This window comes from Robertkochia aurantiaca, from assembly GCF_020166495.1.
Lineage (GTDB): Bacteria > Bacteroidota > Bacteroidia > Flavobacteriales > Flavobacteriaceae > Robertkochia > Robertkochia aurantiaca.
Window position 1 is genome coordinate 24,614 of sequence record NZ_JAINZS010000005.1, and the last position, 24,639, is coordinate 49,252.

Annotated in this window: 18 protein-coding genes and 1 tRNA gene; 13 read left to right on the forward strand and 6 right to left on the reverse strand. The window is 44.9% G+C overall.

The annotated features are described in order from the left end of the window. Positions 1-625: 625 nt before the first annotated feature. The 4 genes from K7R10_RS08900 to K7R10_RS08915 all read right to left on the reverse strand — a co-directional run bounded on the left by K7R10_RS08900 (position 626) and on the right by K7R10_RS08915 (position 3,316). Positions 626-701, reverse strand: a tRNA-His gene (locus K7R10_RS08900). Positions 702-802: 101 nt separating this feature from the next. Next, positions 803-1,525: a bacillithiol biosynthesis deacetylase BshB1 gene (gene bshB1, locus K7R10_RS08905; protein ID WP_224484353.1), complete on the reverse strand. Its 723-nt coding sequence runs from the start codon at positions 1,523-1,525 to the stop codon at positions 803-805. A 32-nt stretch (positions 1,526-1,557) separates the two neighbouring features. After that, entirely contained in the window at positions 1,558-2,724 is a 1,167-nt protein-coding gene (locus K7R10_RS08910; protein ID WP_224484354.1) for a trans-sulfuration enzyme family protein, read from the reverse strand. After that, a complete protein-coding gene (locus K7R10_RS08915; protein WP_224484355.1) occupies positions 2,717-3,316 on the reverse strand; it encodes a glutathione peroxidase in 600 nt (199 codons plus the stop codon). Before K7R10_RS08915 ends, K7R10_RS08910 begins: the two co-directional genes overlap by 8 nt. Positions 3,317-3,503: 187 nt before the next feature. Between K7R10_RS08915 and K7R10_RS08920 the strand changes: the two genes are divergently transcribed. The 3 genes from K7R10_RS08920 (at position 3,504) to K7R10_RS08930 (ending at position 9,195) form a co-directional block, all read left to right on the forward strand. Further along, positions 3,504-5,573 (forward strand): thioredoxin domain-containing protein, encoded by a 2,070-nt coding sequence (locus tag K7R10_RS08920; RefSeq protein ID WP_224484356.1) that lies wholly within the window; start codon positions 3,504-3,506, stop codon positions 5,571-5,573. A gap of 153 nt (positions 5,574-5,726) precedes the next feature. Next, complete coding sequence (locus K7R10_RS08925; protein ID WP_224484357.1) at positions 5,727-7,694, forward strand: protein-disulfide reductase DsbD family protein; 1,968 nt, start codon at positions 5,727-5,729, stop codon at positions 7,692-7,694. Positions 7,695-7,704: 10 nt separating this feature from the next. Beyond that, positions 7,705-9,195, forward strand: a complete 1,491-nt coding sequence (locus K7R10_RS08930; RefSeq protein WP_224484358.1) for an aminotransferase class V-fold PLP-dependent enzyme — start codon at positions 7,705-7,707, stop codon at positions 9,193-9,195. 84 nt (positions 9,196-9,279) lie between these two features. On the opposite strand, the gene K7R10_RS08935 is transcribed toward K7R10_RS08930, so the two are convergent. After that, complete coding sequence (locus K7R10_RS08935; protein ID WP_224484359.1) at positions 9,280-12,459, reverse strand: cytochrome c biogenesis protein CcsA; 3,180 nt, start codon at positions 12,457-12,459, stop codon at positions 9,280-9,282. A gap of 202 nt (positions 12,460-12,661) precedes the next feature. Between K7R10_RS08935 and K7R10_RS08940 the strand changes: the two genes are divergently transcribed. The 7 genes from K7R10_RS08940 (at position 12,662) to K7R10_RS08970 (ending at position 20,547) form a co-directional block, all read left to right on the forward strand. After that, positions 12,662-13,426, forward strand: coding sequence for a Rossmann-like and DUF2520 domain-containing protein (locus K7R10_RS08940; RefSeq protein WP_224484360.1), 765 nt, complete (start codon positions 12,662-12,664; stop codon positions 13,424-13,426). After that, positions 13,410-13,937, forward strand: coding sequence for a KdsC family phosphatase (locus K7R10_RS08945; RefSeq protein ID WP_224484361.1), 528 nt, complete (start codon positions 13,410-13,412; stop codon positions 13,935-13,937). The genes K7R10_RS08940 and K7R10_RS08945 overlap by 17 nt, the downstream gene beginning before the upstream one ends. 27 nt (positions 13,938-13,964) lie before the next feature. Next, positions 13,965-14,555: a Maf-like protein gene (locus K7R10_RS08950; protein ID WP_224484362.1), complete on the forward strand. Its 591-nt coding sequence runs from the start codon at positions 13,965-13,967 to the stop codon at positions 14,553-14,555. A gap of 31 nt (positions 14,556-14,586) precedes the next feature. After that, complete coding sequence (locus K7R10_RS08955; protein WP_224484363.1) at positions 14,587-15,504, forward strand: septum formation inhibitor Maf; 918 nt, start codon at positions 14,587-14,589, stop codon at positions 15,502-15,504. 3 nt (positions 15,505-15,507) lie between these two features. Next, entirely contained in the window at positions 15,508-16,053 is a 546-nt protein-coding gene (locus K7R10_RS08960) for a mechanosensitive ion channel domain-containing protein (RefSeq protein ID WP_224484364.1), read from the forward strand. 114 nt (positions 16,054-16,167) lie between these two features. Further along, positions 16,168-18,705: a PIG-L family deacetylase gene (locus K7R10_RS08965; protein WP_224484365.1), complete on the forward strand. Its 2,538-nt coding sequence runs from the start codon at positions 16,168-16,170 to the stop codon at positions 18,703-18,705. Positions 18,706-18,813: 108 nt separating this feature from the next. After that, positions 18,814-20,547: a sodium:solute symporter family protein gene (locus K7R10_RS08970; RefSeq protein WP_224484366.1), complete on the forward strand. Its 1,734-nt coding sequence runs from the start codon at positions 18,814-18,816 to the stop codon at positions 20,545-20,547. 212 nt (positions 20,548-20,759) lie between these two features. Here the strand turns inward: K7R10_RS08970 and K7R10_RS08975 are convergent, their stop codons facing one another. Further along, the gene (locus K7R10_RS08975; RefSeq protein WP_224484367.1) at positions 20,760-21,605 is read right to left on the reverse strand and encodes a DUF2911 domain-containing protein; all 846 of its coding nucleotides are present in this window, start codon (positions 21,603-21,605) and stop codon (positions 20,760-20,762) included. A 227-nt stretch (positions 21,606-21,832) separates the two neighbouring features. Between K7R10_RS08975 and K7R10_RS08980 the strand changes: the two genes are divergently transcribed. From K7R10_RS08980 to K7R10_RS08990, 3 genes are read left to right on the forward strand one after another with little or no spacing between them, the layout of a single operon-like run. After that, on the forward strand, positions 21,833-22,330 hold the full coding sequence (locus K7R10_RS08980) for an SRPBCC family protein (protein WP_224484368.1): 498 nt from the start codon (positions 21,833-21,835) through the stop codon (positions 22,328-22,330). Between the two features lie 3 nt (positions 22,331-22,333). Continuing rightward, positions 22,334-23,020, forward strand: a complete 687-nt coding sequence (locus tag K7R10_RS08985) for an SDR family NAD(P)-dependent oxidoreductase (RefSeq protein WP_224484369.1) — start codon at positions 22,334-22,336, stop codon at positions 23,018-23,020. 14 nt (positions 23,021-23,034) lie between these two features. Continuing rightward, entirely contained in the window at positions 23,035-24,342 is a 1,308-nt protein-coding gene (locus tag K7R10_RS08990) for a cryptochrome/photolyase family protein (protein WP_224484370.1), read from the forward strand. Positions 24,343-24,639 lie beyond the last annotated feature (297 nt).

The window sequence follows — 24,639 nt, forward strand, 5'->3', positions numbered from 1 at the left end:
AAAAACCAAAATTTAATTTTGGTATACTTAATAGATTAACTATTCACTCTCATTTCGAACCTCTGGGTCATCCAAAGCTAAGGTGACGAAGGTCACCGTAGTGAAGGATCTGCCAAATTTGTAGTCAGGTAGTCAGACGGTCAAGAAGTCAGAAGGTCAGAAGGTCATCCCGCAGCGTTTAGTTTGGATGGGTGCCATATCCAATAAAGCCTTCAGCGCCATACGGCGCCGGGTCTTTTTTTGTGCCCATCACTTAGAAATGTAAGATTCCCCACCGACTCTGTTAGCTCCCTGTCGGTCGCTGAGCCAGGACTGAGCGTAAAGAAAACAGCCGGTGGCTGTTTTTAGCGAAAGGGCCAGCCGGCGCGCTGGCAAAACCTGTCAATAAAGCCTTCAGCGCCATACGGCGCCGGGTCTTTTTTTGTGCCCGTCACTTAGAAATGCATGATTGCCACCCGACTCTGTTAGCTCCCTGTCGGTCGCTGAGCCGGGAGTGGTTAACCTGCTAATAAAGCCTTCAGCGCCATACGGCGCCGGGTCTTTTTTTGTGCTTACAGCCCCCTGAAAGCAAGCTTTCGGGGCTACGCACAAAAAAAGCCTCCAGGTTTTACCTGAAGGCTTTATTGGGTGGAAGACCGGGTTCGAACCGGCGACCTCTGGAACCACAATCCAGCGCTCTAACCAGCTGAGCTACAACCACCGTGTATTTCTAACTGATATCGCTGTCAAAGCGAGTGCAAATGTAATTTATTTTACAATTTATCACCAAATATTTCTCAAAAAAATTTATCCCTGAAGGATGTTATTTCATACAATCCAGATTCTCAACCCCTACATACCTTTCCACGGTAAAGCCTTCACCGTTTTCAACACCTATCAGCCTTCCAAGATCCCTGGATCGGTAGATAAGGCTGTCGAAGAAATTTCTGCTGCTGATCGGGGTTTGCGGCTCCTTACTGTCCGGATCATAGAACTGGGAAGCATAAGCCTTAACCGATTCCACCTTCTTTTCGACAAAACCGGTTACATCGACCACAAAATCAGGTTCAAGATTCTTCCATTGAATATAGTGGTATACCACCCGCGGCCTCCATGGCTGCTGCCAGTCCTCCTCCCCTTCGAACCGGGTATCTATCTTTACCAGGCCGCTGAGAAAACAGGCGTCACTTACCAGCTTACTGCCCTTTCCATGATCGATATGACGATCTTCAACCGCATTACACAATACCATATCGGGACGATATTTGCGTATCATTTTAATCACCTCCAGCTGATGCAGTTTGTCGTTAACAAAAAAACCGTCTGCAAACTCCAGGTTTTCCCTGACCGTAACACCCAGAATATCCGCTGCTTTCCGAGCTTCCTCATCACGAATTTCAGGAGTACCCCGGGTACCGAGCTCTCCGCGTGTAAGGTCAATGATCCCTACTTTTTTTCCCCTGCTGATCTCTTTTGCCAGGGTAGCACCACAACCGAGTTCTACATCATCCGGATGGCTGCCAAAAGCCAGTATATCTAACTTCATCTTATGTTTTTAGTCTTCAAAGGTACGGTTTTTCAGCATTCCTTTAGGCTTCCCGCAGCACAGGCAATAAGCGCCTGTTCTATGTCTGCCATCAGATCTTTACGGTTCTCGATACCCACCGAAAACCGCAGCAACCTATCGCTTATTCCCTGTCGTTTCCTTTCTTCTTCAGAAAGCAAGGCATGCGAGGTTTTTGCAGGAGACAGTATGGTGCTTTCAACTCCTGCCAGGCTCATGGAAGGTTTAATCAGTTTCAGACGCTTCAGAAAAAGAGCGGTATCCATTCCTTCCTCCAGCTCAAAAGACATCATTCCCCCGAAACCGTGCATCTGGGCTTTGGCAAGTTCGTGATCAGGGTGTGACTTTAATCCCGGGTAATACACCTGCTTCACCTGCTCATGTTTATGAAGGAACTTGGCTAACTTTCTGGCGTTCCTGTTCTGGGCTTTCACACGAATACCCAGTGTTTTTATACTGCGCTCCAGTAACCACACCGTATAATCACTGAGACTTCCCCCGAAATTCTTGGCCAGCTGGAAGATACGATCGATATGCTCTTCTGAACCACAAACAGCTCCGGCCAGTATATCGCTATGGCCTCCCAGGTATTTGGTGGCGCTGTGTATAATGATATCGATACCCAGATCAGCCGGGTTTTGATTCACCGGACTGGCAAAAGTATTGTCTATAACACTTATCAGTATCTTTTCTGAGGCAAGTTCAGCCACCATCGAAAGATCTGTGATCTTCAGCAACGGGTTAGAAGGCGTTTCGACATAAATCACACGGGTGTTTTCTCTTATTTCACTCTCAAAATCCTCCCTTGCCAATCCCTTTGTAAAACTATACTCGATACCGTATTTATCGAACTCCTCAACCACCAGGTTATAGGTTCCTCCATAGAGCGAATGCTGTAACACCACGTGGTCTCCCTTGTGCAGCAATGCCATAAGCGTCGTGCTTACCGCTGCCATACCGCTACCGAATATCAACGCTCTTTCAGTATGCTCCAGTGCAGCCAGCTTTTGAGAAAGCGCCTCCTGGTTAGGCGTATTAAAATAACGGGGGTAACGCTTCACCTCTACCCCTTCATAGGCGTAGGAGGTCGACATGTATAACGGAGATACAGCTCCCTTGAATTGTTCATCTTTTAACTCCCCCACATGGGTGCAAATGGTATGTATGCCCTTTTTACTCATTTTCTCCTGTTATCCAGTTAATGATAGATTCATCTGCAGGAAGTGTCTGCGGACTCTTCATTGCTACCACATGACCATCTGCATCTACCAGGTATTTCTGAAAATTCCAGCTCACCTCGGTATCCATATATCCATTCTGCTCCTTCGAGGTCAGAAAGCGATAGACCGGATGCATGTCTTCTCCCTTGACAGAGATCTTAGACATCATCGGAAAACTCACGCCATAATTCGCTTCACAAAATTCTGCGATCTCTTCATCAGAACCCGGTTCCTGTCCACCAAAGTTATTGGCCGGAAACCCGACGATTACGAAATCACGATCCTTAAAGGTTTCGTATAGCTCTTGCAGTCCTTTATACTGAGGTGTCAAACCGCATTCACTGGCCGTGTTTACCACCAGTACTTTTTTGCCTTTGAGAGAGGCAAAATCAAAGGGTTCTCCATACAGGTCGATTACTTTAAATTCATGAAGGCTTTTCATTTCTTGAGTTTTTTCAACGGGTTCAAGTGCAGACAATTCACCGGTCTTCTTCTGGTCTTTACAACCAAAGGCCAGGAAAGCGACTGCCAGTAGCAAAATGTTTGTTTTCATTTTTCACAATTATTTGGATAAAAATAGGAATTAAAGTGCTTCTTCCCCACCACTGAACGATATGAATTCGTTAATAATGAAACTGCAGCATTCCCGATACAACAAATAATAGAATTATATTGCAACACCAAGTAATTTCACTATGAAACTGAGATATTACAGCCCCGCATACTTAGTTATTCTAATAATGCTTGTTGCCTGCGGAACAGAAGAAAAAGACAATTCAGCAGACAACCGACTGGCTGATGCGAGCAGCCCCTACCTCAGGGAGCATGCAGATAATCCCGTTCACTGGATGGAATGGGGAGAGGAAGCTCTTGCAAAGGCAAAAAAAGAGAATAAACCCTTGCTTATCAGTATAGGTTATGCCTCATGTCACTGGTGTCACGTGATGGAGGAAGAGTCGTTCATGGACAGCATTGTAGCCCAAAAAATCAATACTCAGTTCGTTCCGGTAAAGGTCGACCGCGAGGAAAGGCCGGATATCGACATGATCTATATGAACGCAGCCATGCTGCTGAACGGAAGAGGCGGATGGCCCCTGAATGTTTTTGCACTGCCCGGTGGGGAACCTTTTTTCGCCGGAACATATTTCCCAAAGGAACAGTGGTTGCAGGTACTTGAAAAAGTTCATGAAACCTGGACAAATAAAGAATCGACTGTAAGAGAACAGGCCGAAAAACTTACCAGGGGTATAAAGAGCCGTGAACTGATCGAAGTGGAAGCCACCGAGAGCGAAATGAGCAAAAAAGACTACCAAAACCTTTTTCCTATATGGAAAGAATATACAGATGCTGAAAGAGGCGGTTTCAATCAAACCCAGAAGTTCCCCATGCCTGCTGCCTGGGAATTCCTCATGCAGTACGCCTTTCTTACCGGAGAAGAAGAACCTATGGAACTAGTCACCACCACTCTGAACCATATGTCTGCCGGGGGAATATATGACCATCTGGGTGGCGGGTTCGCCCGTTATGCCACTGACCCCGAATGGAAGGTTCCCCACTTCGAAAAAATGCTGTATGACAATGCGCAATTGCTGAGTCTTTATTCGAAAGGGTTCAAGATTACTGAAAATCCTGAGTATGCAAGGGTGGTTAAGGAGACCGCGGCGTTTATGAACCGGCGGTTGAGATCTCCTGAGGGGGGCTTCTTCAGCTCACTGAATGCTGACAGTGAAGGAGAGGAAGGTCGCTATTATGTCTGGAAAGATGAAGATCTGAGAAATTTACTAAGCGATGCTGAGTATGATCTTATATCTGCCTATTATCAAACCTCGGAAGCCGGGAACTGGGAATCCGGGAAAAACGTGTTGTACATAGCTCCGTCACAGGGTCAGTTTTCAGGCGCAATGGATGAATCAGAGCTAAAACTGCTTCAGCAGGCTCGCAATACCCTGCTCATAGAACGACAAACACGTATAAGACCCAGTACAGACAACAAAATTCTCACTTCATGGAATGCACTGGCTATCAGCGGATTTTTGGAAGCATACAAAGCTCTGGGTGATGAATCTTATCTGAACACAGCAAGGGAAACAGCCGGGTTTATTTTAGAATCACAGATGTCTGAAGAAGGTGCTCTTAAACGAAATAGAATTGACGGGCAGTCGAACACCCCGGCTATGCTTGATGATTATGCCTTCCTGGCAAAGGCATTGATCGATCTTTATGAAACAGACTTTGAGATTCAATGGCTCGAAAGCGCAAAAACAGTAACAGATTACGCTATCGCCCATTTCTATAATGATGAAAGTGGTATCTTCTACTATACCGGAGATTCAGGCTCTGATCTTATCACCCGGAATGTGGAACTGGAAGACGGGGTAACCCCGTCTTCGAACGGAATCATGTCTCAGGTCTTGTTCAGACTTGGAAATCTTCTCCAGGACCCGGAAATGATAAAGAAAAGTGAGCGAATGATCGCTGTGATGCAGGATCGCATTGAAAGAAACAGCACCGCTTATCCCAGTTGGGCTGTATCAATGGGTCTTATGGCCTACCAACCATTCGAGATTGCCATTATGGGTGAAAACGCACTGAAACTGAACCATGACTTGCAGGCTAACTATCTCCCAACAGCCATATTTATGGGCGGTGAAGATGAGAATTTACCGCTGTTAAAAAATAAAAAAGTACCCGGAGAGACCCTAATTTATGTTTGTCGTTCAAGAGTATGTAAATTACCGGTACGATCACCTGAGGCTGCCCTTGATCAGGTTAGAAACTTCCGGAAGGAGGAGCTGACAAATGACCTATGAAAAATCAGGAACTGTCGTTCGCCCCGAAGAAAAAACCTCAGAAAATTAATGAATTGGGATTCCTCTTCTTAAATATTTCCAAAAAACAGCGCAGAGGTTGTAGTATCTGAGCCAACCCTGTAGTTTTGTAAACACTTACTACTGTCGAACATTATGAAAGGATTATTACTTACCCTGAGCTTTTTAATCACCGGTTTCATACACGGGCAAATACTCGATCCCGTAGACTGGAATACCCGCGTTGAAAAGATCTCTGAAACAGAATACGACCTGGTCATAGAAGCCGAAATAGATAAAGGCTGGCACCTCTATGCTCAGGATGTCCCTGAAAACGGTCCGATTCCCACCAGTTTCACCTTCGAACCAACTGACAATTATGAGTTGATAGGCGATGTCACAGAAGACGAAGGTAAAACCATCAATGATCCCGTCTTCGAAATGATGATCAAGTTCTTTGAAGACCATGCAGAGTTCAGACAGCGGATAAAGCTGCTATCTGATGGGGCACTGATCGAAGGAGAGGTGGAATTCATGGTTTGTGATGATGCCAGGTGCCTACCCCCTTCTTATGTCGATTTGAGTTTCAGGGCAGGTGATGTTACAGAGGTCTCAGAGGAGATAACTCCTGACGAAACAGATACCACAGACTCTGAAAAAATAACAGATTTTGACGAGGGAGAAATCGCCGGTTCCACCCGTCGCAGCTTGTGGGGTATATTTTTCATTGCCTTTCTTTCCGGTTTTGCAGCCTTGCTTACTCCCTGTGTTTTTCCTATGATCCCGCTAACGGTTAGCTTCTTCACCAAACAGAGCAAGAACAAGGCTGCAGGCATTCGCAACGCTTTGTTTTATGGGATAGCCATCATTCTGATCTATGTTTTACTGGGGTCTCTGGTAACAGCTATTTTCGGAGCTGATGCGCTGAACGCCTTATCGACCAATGTAACTTTCAACATCCTGTTTTTCCTCTTACTGGTCATCTTTGCGGTATCCTTTCTGGGAGCCTTTGAGATCACATTACCGAATTCCTGGGCCAGTACAGTCGATAAGCAGTCTACCCGCGGAGGCATTATCGGTATACTCTTTATGGCGCTTGCCCTGGCTATCGTCTCTTTCTCCTGTACAGGTCCTATCGTAGGAACGTTACTGGTAGAAGCAGCCTCAAAAGGCGGACTCGCCCCTATAGTGGGAATGTTCGGGTTCTCCCTTGCTCTGGCCCTGCCTTTTGCCCTGTTCGCAGCATTTCCGGGATGGATGAATTCCCTGCCGAAATCAGGGGGCTGGCTCAACACCGTAAAGGTAACCCTCGGTTTTCTTGAACTGGCACTCGCCTTTAAATTCCTTTCCAACGCAGACCTTGTTCTGCAGTTGCACTGGCTGGAAAGAGAAGTATTCCTGGCTATATGGATCGCTATATTCGGTGCCCTTGCACTCTATCTCTTCGGGAAGATACGCCTCCCTCATGATTCCCCTGCAGAATACATTTCAGTGGGTCGTTTAAGTGTGGGATTACTGGTTCTCAGTTTTGTCATTTACCTGATTCCGGGCTTATGGGGTGCCCCGCTTAAAATGATCAGTGGCTTCCCTCCTCCCCTGAATTACAGTGAGGCGCCCTACGGAGTGGGATATACCCGAACCGGAGGAAGTGGCCTGGAAGGAACAGAAAGCATCCCTGAAGGAGCTCACCTCGGGCCGCACGACATAGTGGCTTTTACAGAATACGAAAAAGGTCTGGCATATGCACGGGAGGTGAATAAACCGATTCTTATCGATTTTACAGGCCATGCCTGTGTGAACTGCAGAAAGATGGAAGACAAGGTCTGGTCTGACCCGAAAGTTCTCGATGTTCTAAAGAATGAGGTGGTTCTGATATCGTTATATGTTGATGACAAACGCGACCTGCCTGATACGCCTGAAAACATTTCAGAAATCACAGGAGAAAAATTCCGTAACATCGGGCAAAAATGGAGCGAATTCCAGCAATTGCGATACAAGGCGAATGCCCAGCCCTTCTATGTGCTTATCGATGAAAACGAGAATAAATTAATTGAACCCTCAGCCTACAATCCTGATGTTGAAGCATATTACGACTGGTTACAAAAAGGTATTAAAAACTATTAACCGGGAACCGATGAAAAACGAAACCGCTTACGATAATGACCTGGAAACCTATTTCAGCACTTTCAGAAAAAACATTCTGGGGGTAGATAAGACCGTAGAGACTCCTTTCGGGCCCAAGCCGCTGGTTTATGCCGACTGGACCGCCAGCGGAAGGCTTTACAGGGATATCGAAGAGAAATTCCTGAACCAGATCGGTCCGTTTGTTGCCAATACCCATACGGAAACAACCTTTACCGGAAGTTCGATGACCTTAGCCTATCACAAGGCAAGACACATCATAAAACGTCACGTCAACGCCAAAGAAAACGATGTTCTTATCACCGTGGGTACGGGAATGACAGGGGCGGTAAACAAATTTCAGCGAATCCTGGGGCTGAAGATCGTAGAAAATCTGAAAGACCACACTCAGGTTCCAGAAGAGCTTCGCCCTGTAGTTTTCGTTTCGCATATGGAGCACCACTCAAACCAGACTTCATGGCTGGAAACCATTGCCAGGGTTGAAGTGATTCCTTGCAATGAGAACGGACTGATCTGTATGGAAAGTTTTGAAAAACTGCTGGAAACCCACAAGGAACGTCCTATCAAGATCGCTTCTGTAACTGCCTGCAGTAACGTTACGGGTATCAGAACCAACTATCACGAAATTGCCGGGATGATACACCGTTACGGCGGACTTTGTTTTGTTGATTTTGCCTGTTCAGGGCCCTATGTCGATATAGACATGCATCCTGAAGACGAGGAAAGTTACCTGGACGCCATTTTCTTTTCACCACACAAGTTTCTCGGTGGCCCCGGTTCTTCAGGTGTCCTGGTTTTCAATAAAAAACTGTACCGGAACATGGTACCCGATAACCCGGGAGGCGGCACGGTAGCTTATACGAACCCCTGGGGAGACCACGATTACATCGATGATATAGAATCTCGCGAAGACGGAGGAACGCCCGGATTCCTTCAAGCCATGAAAGTGGCATTAGCCATTGAATTGAAAGAAAAGATGGGTGTTTCCAGGATTCTTGAAAGAGAACACCAGATGAATGAAACAATATTTGAACGGCTTGAAAAGATTTCGAATCTGAAGATCCTCGCAGGGGAACACAAAGATCGTCTGGGTATTTTCTCTTTCTTTATCGAGGGAGCTCATTACAACCTCGTGGTAAAACTCCTGAATGACCGCTTTGGCGTACAGACCAGAGGCGGGTGCTCCTGCGCCGGCACCTATGGACATTTCCTCCTGAATGTTGACCAGTTAACTTCGAAGGAGATCGAAAAGAAAATCCTTCAGGGTTGCCTGAGAGAAAGGCCGGGATGGGTTCGTATGTCGGTACATCCGACCATGACCGATAAAGAGATCGACTATATTTGTGATGCTATACAGGCGGTAGCCGAAAATCACAGCGAATGGTCTGAAGACTACGAATATGACGAAGCAGCGAATGAATTTCGCTATAAACAAAGTATCAAACTGGAAGAAGAATTTATAAAAGACTGGTTCAAGCTTTGATTACCTGAAAAAAACATTTGAACACCCGATAATAAAAAAGCCACTTCTAATCGAAGTGGCTTTTTTGTATCTCTTATTGAAGAGCTATTTTGTTTTCTTGTAAACGGCTTTGTATCGCCAGTAACTAATAATGCCCAATACACCTACAAAAGCTACCGAATACCATACGAAAGTAGGCGTGATAACCTTATCACCGCTTGCATATGAATGCAGCCCGGTAAGATAGAAATTCACCCCAAAATAGGTCATCATAATGCTCGCAAAGGCCACAATACTGGCAAAGTTAAAGGCCCATCGACCTCTCAGGCCGGGAACCAGCCTCATGTGGATCACAAAGGCATACACCATAATACTGATCAGTGCCCAGGTCTCCTTAGGGTCCCAACCCCAGTACCTACCCCAGCTCTCGTTAGCCCACTGACCTCCGAGAAAATTTCCAATGGTGAGCATCACCAGTCCTACTGTAAGAGCCAGTTCGTTGATAATAGTGATCTCCTGTATGTTAAGTTCCATTTTGGACTTATTCTTCTTATTGGTGAATATAATGAGGAACAAGGCTACCACTCCCAGTATCATTCCCAGGGTAAACGGACCATAACTACCCACGATAACGGCTACGTGTATCATCAGCCAATAGCTGTCAAGTACAGGTTGTAGGTTTGCGATAGCAGGATCAAGCCAATTCATATGAGCTCCGAAGAGAATGATAGCTGTCACAAAGGCGGTTGAAGCGATGGTCAGATCACTTTTACGACCAAAGGCCAATCCAAGCGCCATGGTACTCCATGCCACGTAAAGCACGCTCTCATAAGCATCACTCCAGGGGGCGTGACCACTGATATACCAGCGAAAACCAAGACCAAAGGTCTGTGCAAGAAACAGCAGTCCGATGGCGATCCCACAAGCTTTAATAGCCACCTTGATCCACCTTTTATCATAGAAGATCTGCAGGATGATGAAGGTGAACATCACGATACCGAAAACCATGAACCAAATCAAAAGGCTTTCAAAAATATTTAGCTTGTTGTAAAGTATCTCTGCCTTCACCTTGTTATCAGAAGGCAATACCTCAGCACCGTAATTTTTCTGATTTTGTTTGAACGCTTCCAGTATTTTATCGGCCTGCGAATAATCTCCCGTTGCCCTGGCCTCTCTTAGTGCCATCAGATAGAACGGAATTGAATTCTTTATAAAATTCGCATACAGCGAGTCTTTTACCTGGAAATCTCCCCTGGCAAATTCGGCCGCAGAGATCCATTTGTTGTTCTCACTACCTGGTAAAGGATAGATTCTGAGAATCTCTCCCCCCAGGGCCTGATTCAACAGCCCCATCTTAAGATCGAATTCTCTGAACCCCTTCTGGAACTGATTTGGGGTATTGGTGGCATAAGCATCCTCCAAATAGGGTGATAGTCGATAATTGGTGTTTTCATCAAAGAAATCGACGGCTTTTACCAACTTCTGATCTTCAGGTACCTCGATTATCTTTCGAATACTGTCGTTCTTTTTGGTGATGTAAATAAAATCCACATTGTACCAGGCTGCAGGGTTCTGCATCATCGACAACATTACCTGGTTCGGGTTCATTCCTTTAAATTCTTCGCTCTTACTCATTTTGCGAAGTAACTCAGAAGCGAATGTATTGACAGGCTTCATGCGCCCTGATTCATCCTGTATAACCAGCGAACCAAATTTTTCAGCATGCTCCTCATCTATTTTGGTAGCCTGCAATATCGAATCTATCTGCGACTGGGAAGGAGCTGTCACGTGAATGTGCCCATCATCAGCACTGTGCTCATGAGTGTCCTGGGCAAAACCCGAAACAGTTGTCAACAGCATCAGGGAAGTGAGCACCTTTGCCTTTTTTGTTTTGACTTTTTTCAGCATCCCGGCAAGATCTTTAAAACGTGTTTTTCCGAAAAACATGATTCCCATCAATCCGATATAAAGTAAAAAGTACCCAACATAGGTGATCCAGGTACCCCAGAAATCATGATTAACCGATAGTACAGTACCCTTCTCATCAGGGTCAAAACTGGCCTGAAAGAAGCGGTAGCCCTCATGATCAAGTACATGGTTCATATAGATATCATAATCAAAGGGTCTTTCATCTTCCACGGTTACCTTACTCATAAATGAAGAATATCCCTTTTCGGTGCCGGGATATTTCTCAGCTATAAAATCGTTCAACCTGACCGCAAAGGGTAATTCATGCCTTATCGAGCCGTAGGTGAGATAAAAGTCCAGGTTACCCACTTTAATTTCCTTAGGGTCATTGATAAAACCTTTACCTCCCATCAGGGTTACCTGTTTGGTTTCTCCCTCGGTGGAAACATTCAACACTATGGCGTCCTGCTGATTCTGAGTTTTATTTTCTGATTCGATGATTCCGTATCGGCCTCTGACAACAGGCTCAGGAAATACGAATTGCATCCCGGCGACATTATACAGCGAACGGAACATCAAAGGTTGTACGCTGTCCTGGATCACTGTTCCCTCCAGCTGATCTGCCATTCGCATATAGCTACCCTCAAAAGGGGATCTTATGGTTTGCACAGAGTCATTAACCACGATATTGATGGCGCCTTCAGTAGGCGCATTAAAAGCGAAAAGAATATTGTGAATACTCGAAACTTCTCCTGCCTTCAGATAGTGATCATGTCTGTTTCCTCCTCCGGCTTCGACGATCTTCAGATATGGGTCACCGGCTTCATCAGGTATCAGACCTTCTTCGGCACCATCTATAAAACCTGCATAACTTATGGTAAATGGCTGTCCGTTGAAATCAGACTTCCAGGGAAGCGAGGCATCCCGGGCCTCAGGAGTGATCATGATCTCATCCTGCAACCCACGCCGTCTGGTTTGTCCCTCGACGTCACCGTCTACAAAAACGGTCAGATATTCCTTTTCTGTAAGTATGTAATCGACAGACTCTCCCTCACGTATGGGCATTACCCCCTCGAAACTGATATACCGGGTCACAAAGGCTCCCAGAATAATAAGTATAAATGACAAATGCAGCAGCAGTACCGGCCACTGCTCTTTACTAAAGAGCCGGTAGCGCTTAATGTTTCCGATAAAGTTGATCACGAAGAACACCATGATCACTTCAAACCACCAGGCGTTATATATCCATATCTTGGCGGTTTCTGTGCTGTACCAGCTTTCTATAAAAGTTCCCATCGCCATGGCAACGGCAAAAACCACAAATAACATGGCCATTAATCGCGTAGAGAAAAGTATCTTTTTTATTTTGTCTAACATTTCGGGCTAATGCTTTTCTTTTTCAGTTTGCAAAAATAGTACATTTAAATGGCAAATTTGCAGGAATTAACATCTGCTTTACCCTCTTTGCAATTCAGTCCTTCTTTGGCTGTTACTGTGATAAGTATCCGGGTAATGCAGCTTTGTTATATTTGATCTATTATTAAAGAAACCGGGAATTAATTACTGAGGTTAGCAGGCTATGATCGACATAAGTATTATTGGAACAGGCAATGTTGCCAGGCATCTATTCAAAGCTTTTTACGAAGCTAAGGGTGTACGCATAAATTGGGTAATCACCAGGAAGATCACCGAAAAAAAGCGAGATGCTTTCAGAGAATTTCTATCTGATGATTTCGGTCGCATCGAAGAGTCAGACATTACTATTCTGTCTGTTAATGACGATGCTATAGCCAAGGTCGCGAAGAAAATAAAAGACACAGGGGGCCTGCTCGCCCACACCTCTGGAAACACCTCAATTTCAGAATTGTTACCGGTTAGAAGGCGGGGAGTATTCTATCCGCTTCAAAGTTTCAGTGCCGAAAAAGAAATAGACTATCGACAAATGCCGCTCTGCCTGGAAGCCAACACTGAAGAAGATCTGATTTTGCTTAAAAAACTGGCCGCAAGCATCAGTTCAGCGGTTTACCAAATCGATTCAGAACAACGTAGCTCTTTACACCTTTCAGCTGTTTTCATCAATAACTTCAGCAATCACATGGTAACCCTCGGAAAGGAAATTTGCCAGGAGCAGCGCATCCCTTTTGAGATCTTTCAGCCGCTTTTAAATGAAACTTTTGAAAAACTAGAAAGACTTTCTCCAGAAGCGGCGCAAACGGGTCCGGCACTCAGAAATGATCAAAAAACCATAAATTCGCATCTGCAAAAACTGGGATCAGGAATCAAAAAGGATATCTACGAGATCCTGACCCGTTCTATACAAAACAGCCATGGAAAAAAGCTATAAAGAATATCTCGAACATATCACCACCTTTATTTTTGATGTAGATGGTGTTCTTACCGACGGAACCATCGTGATCACATCAGACGGTCAACTTTTGCGTAACATGAGCCTGAAAGACGGATATGCACTTAAAACCGCGGTTCAGCAGGGTTATAACGTATGTATCATCTCAGGAGGAAGCAATGAGGGGGTGAGAAGCCGCCTGCAGGGGTTGGGCGTAACAGATATACACCTGGGTATCGGTGACAAGGTAAAAGAGTTGAATGCCTATTTTGAACGTAATGGTATCAAGGCTGAAAATGCGCTGTATATGGGTGACGACATTCCTGATTTTGCGGCCATGAAAATGATCGGCCTTCCGTGCTGTCCGAATGATGCCGTGACCGAGATAAAAGACATCTCACTCTATGTATCTCACAAACAGGGTGGGAAAGGATGTGTGCGAGATGTTATCGAACAGGTGCTCAAGGTACAGGGGAAATGGATGAGTAACCTGAACGCCCGGTACGATTAAAACTCCAAAAACTTTATACAAGTAGGTATGATCAACAGTGAGTTGGAAAAATTCAATATAATACTTGCCTCGGGCTCTCCCCGAAGACAACAGTTCTTTAAAGACCTCGGGTTGAACTTTGAGGTACGACTGAAGCCCGTAGACGAGGTTTATCCGGAACGTTTATACAAATATGAAATCTCCGATTACCTCGCTCAGTTGAAAGCCCTCCCTTTCAAGGAGGAGCTCAAAGACAATGACATTCTTATCACTTCAGACACCATTGTTTGGCATGAAGAAAAGGCCCTTGGTAAACCTTCTGGTAAAAAAGAGGCTTACGAGATGCTTCGTTCGCTTTCAGGGAAAGAGCACGAAGTAATAACCAGCGTTTGCTTTACCAGTAAAAAACTCGAAAAGACCGTGAATCATACCACCCGGGTAAAATTCAGGGAATTAACAGAAGATGAAATAAACCACTACATCGAAAACTTCGAACCGTTTGATAAGGCAGGAGCTTACGGCATCCAGGAATGGATCGGTCTGATAGGTATCAGTGAGATACAGGGGTCTTATTTCAATGTGGTCGGGCTTCCTACGTTCGAAGTGTATCAGAACCTCAAAATAATGGCTTCCATCTAAAAATTTTATATTTTTAGTGAAACACCCAGCCATGAAATCCTTGCGTTATATTTTCCTCTCTTTCATCGCATTAGCCCTGCTCATTTTGGGCTATATGTATTTTTCCGGTAAAGGAATCTTTGCCAAACCCGTCAAAGCAAACCGGGAGCTGCCTGAAAATTTTGGCTCTTACTGGTACCAGGGAGAAGCTGAGATCACTTCTTACCATCTTGAACAAATGCGATATGGCGAAAAAAGAGAAGGGCGCGCTGTATTTATTTTCGTAACAGAACCTTTCTTAAAGAAGGAGCAGGTAAAAGCAAATGAGGCTTCACAGAAAACCCTTAATGTTCTGAAAATGAACCGAACCCGTAAGTTCCAGACGGGCATCTATCCGTATTCGGTAATGACGAGTGTTTTCAGCCCGGTCGAAAAACAGAATTACCCTCTGAAGGTGAGCAGCAGCATACAGGAGTGGTGCGGCCAGGTATATATGCAGCTGAATAACAGGCTCGATTACGAGGTGATGCTTCACTCGTACTTCCAGGGTGAATCTGACAAGGATTTTCTACTGAAAAAAATGCCGTTGGAAGACGGAATATGGAATCAGATACGGTTGAATCCTGAAAATCTGCCCACCGGTGAACTTCAAATGATACCTGGGTTTGAGTATCTGAGACTCTCCCACAACAAAATAAAATCGTACCAGGTAAAAGCCCGGCTGGAAAAAATGAAAGATTTTCAACGCTACACCCTGGATTATCCGGAATTAGAGAGACGGCTTATCATTGATTTCGAAAATGATTTCCCTTACGAGATTAACCAGTGGACGGAAGAAGGTAAAGAAACCTATAGCGACGGTGATACTGCCTATGTTACAAGAGCAAAAAAAATAAAGCGATTAAAGATCGATTATTGGAATAAAAACCGGAACCAGGATTTATATTTGCGCGACAGTTTAGGCTTATAATTTATGATTGCATTCTTAACCGAATATCAGGACTCTATTTTAAGAACCGTTTTCACCCTGGTTCTGCTGCTACTTATTCGTTACATAACCGCCAAGGCTATCAGGCGGGTGGGGCGAATCGGTGAATTTGACCGGGCCAGAACCATCCTGATCATCAAATATGTGAATGTCATGATCTTTTTCCTGGGTGTTTTCAGTTTAGGATACATCTGGGGGCTGAACTTTCAAGATCTGGGATTGATCCTGTCTTCGGTTCTTGCAGTACTGGGAGTCGCCTTCTTTGCCTCCTGGTCTATTCTCAGTAATGTAACGGCAGGAGTGATACTCTTCTTCTCTTTCCCGTTTAAGATAGGTGACAAGATCAGGATCCAGGATAAGGACTTCCCGACAGAATCGGTGATAGAAGATATCAAGGCTTTTCATATTCACCTTCGTACCCCAGAGGGCGAATTGGTGACCTACCCAAACAACCTGTTTTTACAGAAAGGGGTCGTAGTGCTTACCAAATCGGTAGAGCCGGCTACCACCTCCCCTGACGAAAGCGAATAACCGGGACTATTCTGTTTTTCTCATCTCCGAACCAATTCCGTTAAAGAATCTCTAAAAAAAGGTTAACGGGATGATTAATTTTTATATTTGATCGGTATACCTAATCCAGCTAAAATGAAAAGATCACTGTTTTCCTTTCTTTTGGGACTGGTGCTCAGCATGTTCTCTTATGCCCAACAACCCCGCACCTTTACCTCGACTGAAATTTATGAGGCGGTCAAAAAACTCAACTTTCTTGGATCTGCCCTGTATGTGGCAGCCCACCCTGATGATGAGAATACCCGGCTTATCGCCTTCCTTTCGAACGAAGTCAAGGCGCGTACGGCTTATCTGTCTCTTACCAGAGGAGACGGTGGGCAAAACCTGATAGGCCCCGAGTTACGGGAACTTCTTGGTGTACTTCGCACACAGGAACTTCTTGAAGCAAGGCGCGTTGACGGTGGGGAACAGTTCTTTACAAGAGCTAATGATTTTGGGTATTCCAAGCACCCTGAAGAAACGCTTTCGATCTGGAATAAGGATTCAGTACTCGCTGATGTGGTTTGGGCTATCAGGAAATTCAAACCCGATGTCATCATCAATCGATTTGATCATCGCACTCCGGGTTCGACTCACGGACACCATACCTCTTCCGCCATGCTGAGCTATGAAGCTTTTGACCTGGCAGGAAACAAAAATAAATTCCCGTCGCAACTGAATTATGTCGACACCTGGCAACCCAAAAGGTTGTTTTTCAACACCTCATGGTGGTTCTACGGAAGTGAGGAAAACTTTGAAAAGGCAGACAAAAGCAAAATGCTCTCTTTCGACATTGGAACGTACTACCCTACCATAGGAATGAGCAATAACGAAATGGCGTCTATTGCCAGCAGTCAGCATTTGAGCCAGGGCTTCGGCAGAGTCTCCAGCCGTGGATCTGAAAAGGAATATATCGAGCTGCTCAAGGGTGATATGCCCGAAGACCGGTTATTCGAAGGAATAAACACCAGCTGGACAAGGGTGAAAGGCGGAGAGGAAATCAACAGCATTCTCAGTAAGATCGAAGAAGAGTTTAATTTCAAAGATCCCGCGGTTCATGTTCCGGAACTGATGAAGGCCTATGAGCTGATCACCCGTCTGGAAGACGATCATTGGAGAGAAATTAAGACAAAAGAGATCACAAAGATTATACAGGCCTGTAGCGGACTGTTCCTGGAGGCAACAGCAAATGATCCTTCTGCCGTACCCGGGGAACAGATCACGCTGAATCTTGAAGCAATCAACCGAAATGGAAACAGCTTCACCTTAAAAGCGGTAAAGGTGAACCAGGACCTCGCACAAACCACTATCGATAAAACACTGGAAAGCAATACACCTTTACGCGAAGAGCTCAAGCTTACCCTTCCTTCCGATATAAGATACAGCACCCCATACTGGTTGAAAAATGAAGGAACTCTGGGAATGTACAGCGCACCACAAAGACTAATCGGAATGCCTGAGAGTCCGGATCCGGTGATCATAGACTTTATATTGGAATCATCCGGGAAATCACTCGTTATCAGCAAGCCATTAGTCTATAAATATTCCCGCCCGGATAAAGGAGAACTCTATCAGCCATTTGAAATTCTGCCAAAGGCAACGGTTTCAGTGAGCGACAAGGTTTTTCTTTTCGACGACGGAAAAACCAAAACCGTCAGGGTTACGGTAAAAGCGGGAATCAGCAAGGTCAACGGCAGTGTAGGTCTTGATCTTCCCGAGGGATGGACAAGTCAGCCGGCCAACAGTACGTTCAGCATTGAAGAAAAGGGTAATACGCAGTCTTTTATCTTTTCAGTCAAGCCGGGTGAAACACAGGAAGGTCTGATGAACGCATATGTCGATATCGATGGCAACAGGATTTCAAAAGAACTCGTTACCATCGCCTATGACCATATCCCCACCCAACAGGTGCTTCTACCCTCCAGAGCGAAGGTTGCCCGCCTGGATATAACCAAAAGAGGTGAAAAGATCGCCTACATTCCCGGAGCAGGTGATGCTGTTCCTGAAAGTCTGAAACAGATAGGATATAATGTAAGTATTATAGAACCGGAAGCCATAACGAGTTCCCGCCTTAGCGGATATGATGCCGTAGTTGTAGGCATAAGGGCCTATAATGTGAGTAACGAGATCAGGTTCAAGCAGCCATATCTGCTTGAATATGTCAAAAATGGCGGTACACTGATCGTTCAATACAATACCGCCAGCAGACGCGGCGGACTCGACTTTGAGCAGATCGCACCTTACCCTCTTAAGGTTTCAAGAGACAGGGTCACCGATGAAGATGCCGAAGTAACCTTTCTCAATCCTGACCATCCGCTGTTGAATACACCGAATAAGATCACGACTGATGACTTTAAGGGTTGGGTTCAGGAAAGAGGTTTGTACTTCCCCGATGAATGGGATCAGGCTTTCACTCCGCTCCTGTCTATGCATGACAAGAACGAAAGTCCGAAAAAGGGCAGTCTTTTGGTGGCACCCTATGGTAAAGGGTACTATATTTATACCGGCCTCAGCTTTTTCAGGGAACTTCCGGCAGGTGTTCCCGGAGCCTATAAACTCTTTGCCAACATGCTATCTGTAGGTAAAGAAGAAACGCAAAAAACACAACCCGAAAACGACCAAACTAAAGGCTAAACTATGTTAGAAAAAATTACCTGGAAGCGATCGTATTCGATCGTGCTTATTGCAAATTTCATTTACATACTGGCTTTTTACCTCATTATGATCTCAAATCAATAGCAGATGGAAGTTATTGATTGGATCGTTCTTACCGGAACACTGGCCTTTATTGTCGGATTCGGGTACTGGCGTACGAGGGGAAGCAAAAACGTTAACGATTATATCCTTGGAGGAAAAGACGCCCAATGGTGGACCATCGGGCTTTCTGTTATGGCAACCCAGGCGAGTGCCATAACGTTCTTATCCACTCCCGGGCAGGCCTTTCACGACGGAATGGGCTTTGTTCAGTTCTACTTCGGGTTACCACTGGCAATGATCATCATTTGTATGGTCTTTATACCTATCTATCACAGACTAAAGGTATATACCGCCTATGAGTTTCTGGAAAACAGATTTGACCTGAAAACACGGTCGCTGGCCGCCATTCTCTTCCTGATGCAGCGTGGCCTGGCAGCAGGTATAACCATCTACGCACCTTCTATCATTCTATCGGCTGTTCTGGGATGGGAACTAAAAACCCTCAATGTGATCATCGGTATACTGGTGATCATCTATACAGTGGCCGGTGGTACGAAAGCGGTGAGCGTAACTCAGAAACAACAGATGTTTGTAATCATGGTAGGGATGTTCACCGCCTTCTACCTGGTGATGAGCTACCTGCCCGACGACGTTGATTTCGGGAAAGCACTGAAGGTAGCGGGAGCCAATGACAAACTCAACATCCTGGATTTCTCCCTGGATACTAAAAGCCGTTATACTTTCTGGAGCGGGATTACCGGGGGCTTATTTCTTGCCCTTGCCTATTTCGGGACCGATCAAAGTCAGGTACAGCGATATCTGTCCGGAAGATCGATCAGGGAAAGCCAGTTAGGACTGATCTTCAACGGACTTCTGAAAGTACCTATGCAGTTTTTCATTCTCCTGGTCGGGGTGATGGTGTTCGTTTTCTATCAGTACAACCACTCCCCTATCAACTTCAACCCAGCAGCCCAGGATGCCATCACCTCATCTGAGTTCAACGCAGACTATGAGCGCTTAAAGTCTGAGCATCTGAAACTGGAAGAAGAAAAACGCATCGCTCAGGATCATTTCACCGCTGTACTGGATGTCAAAGATTATGACCTCACCGTAGCGGCTAAAGAACGGATCAGAGAATTGAACCAGGCTGACCGAATGTTACGGGCTGAAGCGAGAACACTTATCGAAAAGGCAGATGAAAGCATAGAGACCAATGATAAGGATTACGTATTCATACATTTTATTCTCAACAATATTCCCACCGGTCTTATAGGTTTATTGCTGGCTGTTATTTTCTCTGCCGCTATGTCATCAACCGCTTCAGAACTGAATGCCCTAGGAACCATCACCACCATGGACCTGTATAAACGAAACCGGAAATCTGAAGGTGACGAAACCCATTATCTGAAGGCATCGAAGTGGTTTACCTTCCTCTGGGGAATCATCGCCATTCTCTTTGCCAACTTCGGTTCTCTGGTCGATAATCTTATTCAGCTTGTGAATATCATCGGCTCCATATTTTATGGAAATGTGCTGGGAATCTTTTTGATCGCCTTTTTCATAAAATTTGTGCGGGGTAATGCTGTTTTTATAGCAGCACTCATCACACAGCTGATGGTGGTACTGACTTATTACTATGCCATTCATATACATGGACCCGGAGAAGAGAAACTCGGATACCTTTGGCTCAACTTTATAGGCTGTGCTTTGGTAATAGTTATCGCTGTGCTTTTGGAAACCTCTTTCAGAACAGGTAAGCGTATAAAGACAGGAGCATAACAAGATGCACTTACCGTGGGGAGACGAGGGTCAAAAGATCCGGCCTTGCGTTATAATTATTCAGAATTAAAAAAGCTTATCTGCCTGATTCACAGAAACACTCCTGTGGTTGAGCAGATAAGCCGGTTCTAATAGTAAATCTGTCATTCAGCCTGGATAGGCCTTCAGCAGATATTATGCTTTTTATCTTTTTAAATCAGGCGGAGAGACCATTACATAGCTCCCCACTCTTCCAGTGATTTCTTGTTGAGTGCTACATAATCAGCATTTCCTGCAGCCTCAGCAGCTTCAAGTGATTTTTTGGCAGCTGCAACAGCACCTTCTTTATCACCTCTTGCGGCGTGGATCAATGATTTCTGACGTAGCATCCAGTAAGGTTCTCCGTCTGCTTTGGCTATCGCCATATCGATCCATTCCTGTGCTTTTTCAAGATCTTGCCCTTCTTCAAGGTAATAAACCGCAGCTCCGAAATAATCGTTGGCTGAAGGTCCGTTCATCACTTTGTCTATACTGGCCATAGCCTTTTCTTTAGTGGGTACCTCGAATGGCACAGCTACGTATGTGTTTTCCCAGATCATACCGAGTTCTGCCCCGTTATTATGCACATCATCTATAGTGATGGTAAAAGTCTCCACCGGCATTGGCATCTCTTCGGCCTTGACTGTAGCTGAGGCAGCCACTTTACTCTGGTCCCATTCCTGAGGTATACCCCAGTTATTGGTATCTGTATAAAAATAAACCTCCCAGTTCTCCTTTCCGGGTTTGCTGAAAACAGCATAAGAGCCTTTTTCCAGCTCCTGTCCACCGATCTTAACATTATCGCTGAAAGTTACTATAGTGTTTTGGTTCGCACCGGTTCTCCATACCTTATCGAAAGGTACAAGCTCTCCGAAAACCGTACGTCCCTTCATCGAAGGCCTCGAATACACCACGGAGACATCGGTCAAACCTACTTTTTGTTCAAGTTTTGCCGAGGGACTCGGAGCCGGCGTTTGGATCTGCGCACTCAGGGAAACAAATGCGAAGATGGACATTGCAGTAAATAAAAATCGTTTCATTCTTTAGTTGCTTTTATATGTTTTTGTCTAACTAAATTACACAGAAGGCTAAATGCCATATGTTAACAAAACCTTAAATAAAAACACTAAGCTCTTTGAATCCTGAATCCATGCACTTTAAAGGATGCTAAAACCATGGCCATAAAAACTAAAACACTTAACTTTGTTTAACATTTATTATTATTCATTAGACAAAAATACTTATATCTTTATTTAAAGAACTGGTTATGACCTTATATCAATTGCATAGTGTTCAAAAATTACCGATCGACAAGGAGAAAGCCTGGAAATTCCTATCTGATCCGGCCAATCTCAAGGAAATTACTCCCGGTCACATGGGCTTTGAAATTCTATCGGGAGCTGACAAAGAGATGTATCCCGGGCAGATCATTCAGTACAAGGTAAATCCTCTACCCGGTTTTAAGACCAAATGGGTGACAGAGATCACCCATGTGCAAGCCGGAGAATACTTTGTTGACGAGCAGCGTTTCGGTCCTTATGCCCTTTGGCATCATAAACATTTTATTAAAGCCATTCCGGGAGGTGTCGAAATGGAAGACATCGTCGATTACAAGTTACCCTTAGGCCCTTTAGGAAGGCTGGCGCACTGGATGTTCGTCAGAAGACAACTGAAGCAAATCTTTGAATACCGCGAGAAAAAATTGATTGAACTCTTCGGAGCGTACAAGGGTGACCAGAAGATTATTAACATGAAAGCTATTTAAATTATGTCAAAAAAAATACTGATGATTGGCGGTTCGCATGGTATAGGCCATGCCATAGCCCAACGACTAAAAGAAGAACACCAGGTTACTATTGCTTCCAGGAGCAAACCTGAAACAGATGATATCGATTATATCGAGTTTGATGCCACGAGCGATGAGCTCTCTGATGATGATCTTCCCGACGAGATTGATGGATTCGTGTTTTGTCCGGGAAGCATCAATCTCAAACCATTTAAAATGCTCAGCATAGATGACTATGAGGCCGATCTGCAGATCAACTTTCTTACCGCTGTTAAGGTGCTCAAACAGGTAATGCCGAAGTTATCAGATTCAGCCTCGGTGGTACTGTTCAGCACGGTTGCCGTAAATACAGGTATGCCCTTTCACAGTAGTGTAGCGGCTGCAAAGGGCGCTATTGAAGGTTTCGCCAAAGCCATGGCTGCCGAATATGCACCAAAGGTTCGCTTTAACGTGATCGCCCCCTCGCTTACCGATACCCCCATGGCAGAAAAACTGCTGAACTCTGAAAAGAAAAAAGAGAAGATGGCAGAAAGGCATCCGATGAAGCGCGTGGGTACTCCAGATGATATAGCAGAGGTCGCCACCTTTCTTTTAAGCGATAAATCCAATTGGATCACCGGACAGATCATCGGAGTTGACGGAGGAATGTCTACTTTAAACATCAACTGATAAAACCCTGACTTTTGAGCAGAGAAGCTGTAAATGTATTCTGGTTTCGAAGAGATCTGCGACTGGATGATAATAAGGGATTACTGGAGGCGCTGAAAGGCAGTCTGCCGGTTCTCCCTGTTTTTATTTTCGATAAGCATATACTCGATAAATTACCCGAAGACGATGCACGGGTTACCTTTATTTTTGATCAACTTCAAAAAATGCGAAAGGAACTGCAGGAAGAACATGGCAGTTCGATCGCAATCTATTATGGGTATCCGGAGGAAATATTCCAACAGATCATTGAAGATTTTGAAGTGGAAAGCGTTTATACCAATCACGATTACGAGCCTTACGCTGAAAAGAGAGATGATAAGATCAGTGAGCTGCTGGAGGAGGAATATATCGAGTTTCGCACCTTTAAAGACCAGGTGATTTTTGAAAAAAGCGAGGTAGTAAAAGACGATGGTGACCCCTATGTGGTCTATACCCCTTACATGAAAAAGTGGAAGGAAAATTTCAAAGATTACGACCTGGAAGTTTTCTACACCAGCCAATACACAGATAATTATATTCAACACAGCAGATTGCCCAATCTCGATCTTTCCGATATGGGATTTACAAGATCTGAATTGAAGGTACCTGATTACGATGTGACTCCTACCACCATAGATAGTTATGAAGACACCCGTAATTATCCCGCTCAGGAAGGCACCTCCAGGCTGGGACCTCACCTGCGTTTTGGCACTGTAGGGCTCAGGAAGATCTATAAAAAGGCCCTTGCTGCTGAGAACGATACTTTTCTTAACGAACTGATATGGCGGGAATTTTTTATGCAGATATTATGGCATTACCCACACACTACCGATACCAGTTTCAAAGAGAAGTATGACCGTATTGAGTGGCGCAATAATGAAGAGGAGTTCAAAAAATGGTGTGAAGGCCGAACGGGATATCCTCTGGTCGATGCCGGAATGCGACAATTGAACGAATCGGGATATATGCACAACCGCATTCGTATGCTTACGGGAAGTTTCCTTTGCAAGCACTTACTTATAGACTGGAGATGGGGTGAAGCATATTTCGCAGAAAAATTGCTGGATTACGAAATGTCAAGCAATGTTGGCAACTGGCAATGGGTTGCGGGCAGTGGAGTTGACGCTGCTCCTTATTTCAGGATTTTCAATCCTACCACCCAGATCAAAAAATTTGACAAAGACCGGGAATATATTAAAGAATGGGTCAAAGAAATAGATAGTGACGATTACCCTGAACCCATGGTAGACCATAAAGAAGCCCGGGAAAGATGCCTGCAAACCTATAAGGAAGCCTTGCAGTAAACAGGTTTAATCAGGGAATGGTGAGTCGTGAGTCGTGAGTCGTGAGTCGTGAGTCGTGAGTCGTGAGTGGTGAGTGATAATGTATGCACATCCCTAAATAAGGTTGACCTGTTATTTATAACGCATAGTGGTCAGTTTTCAGATGGCTACATCGAATCACCTTGGCAGATTCTTCGCTCCCGAAAGCTTCCAGGACCTCTGAACGACCTTGATCTGAATTCTTCATCCCTGTATTACCGCATGACCGTATAACCGCATAACCGCAAAACCCAAAAACAAAAAAAGCCTCCGGAAATT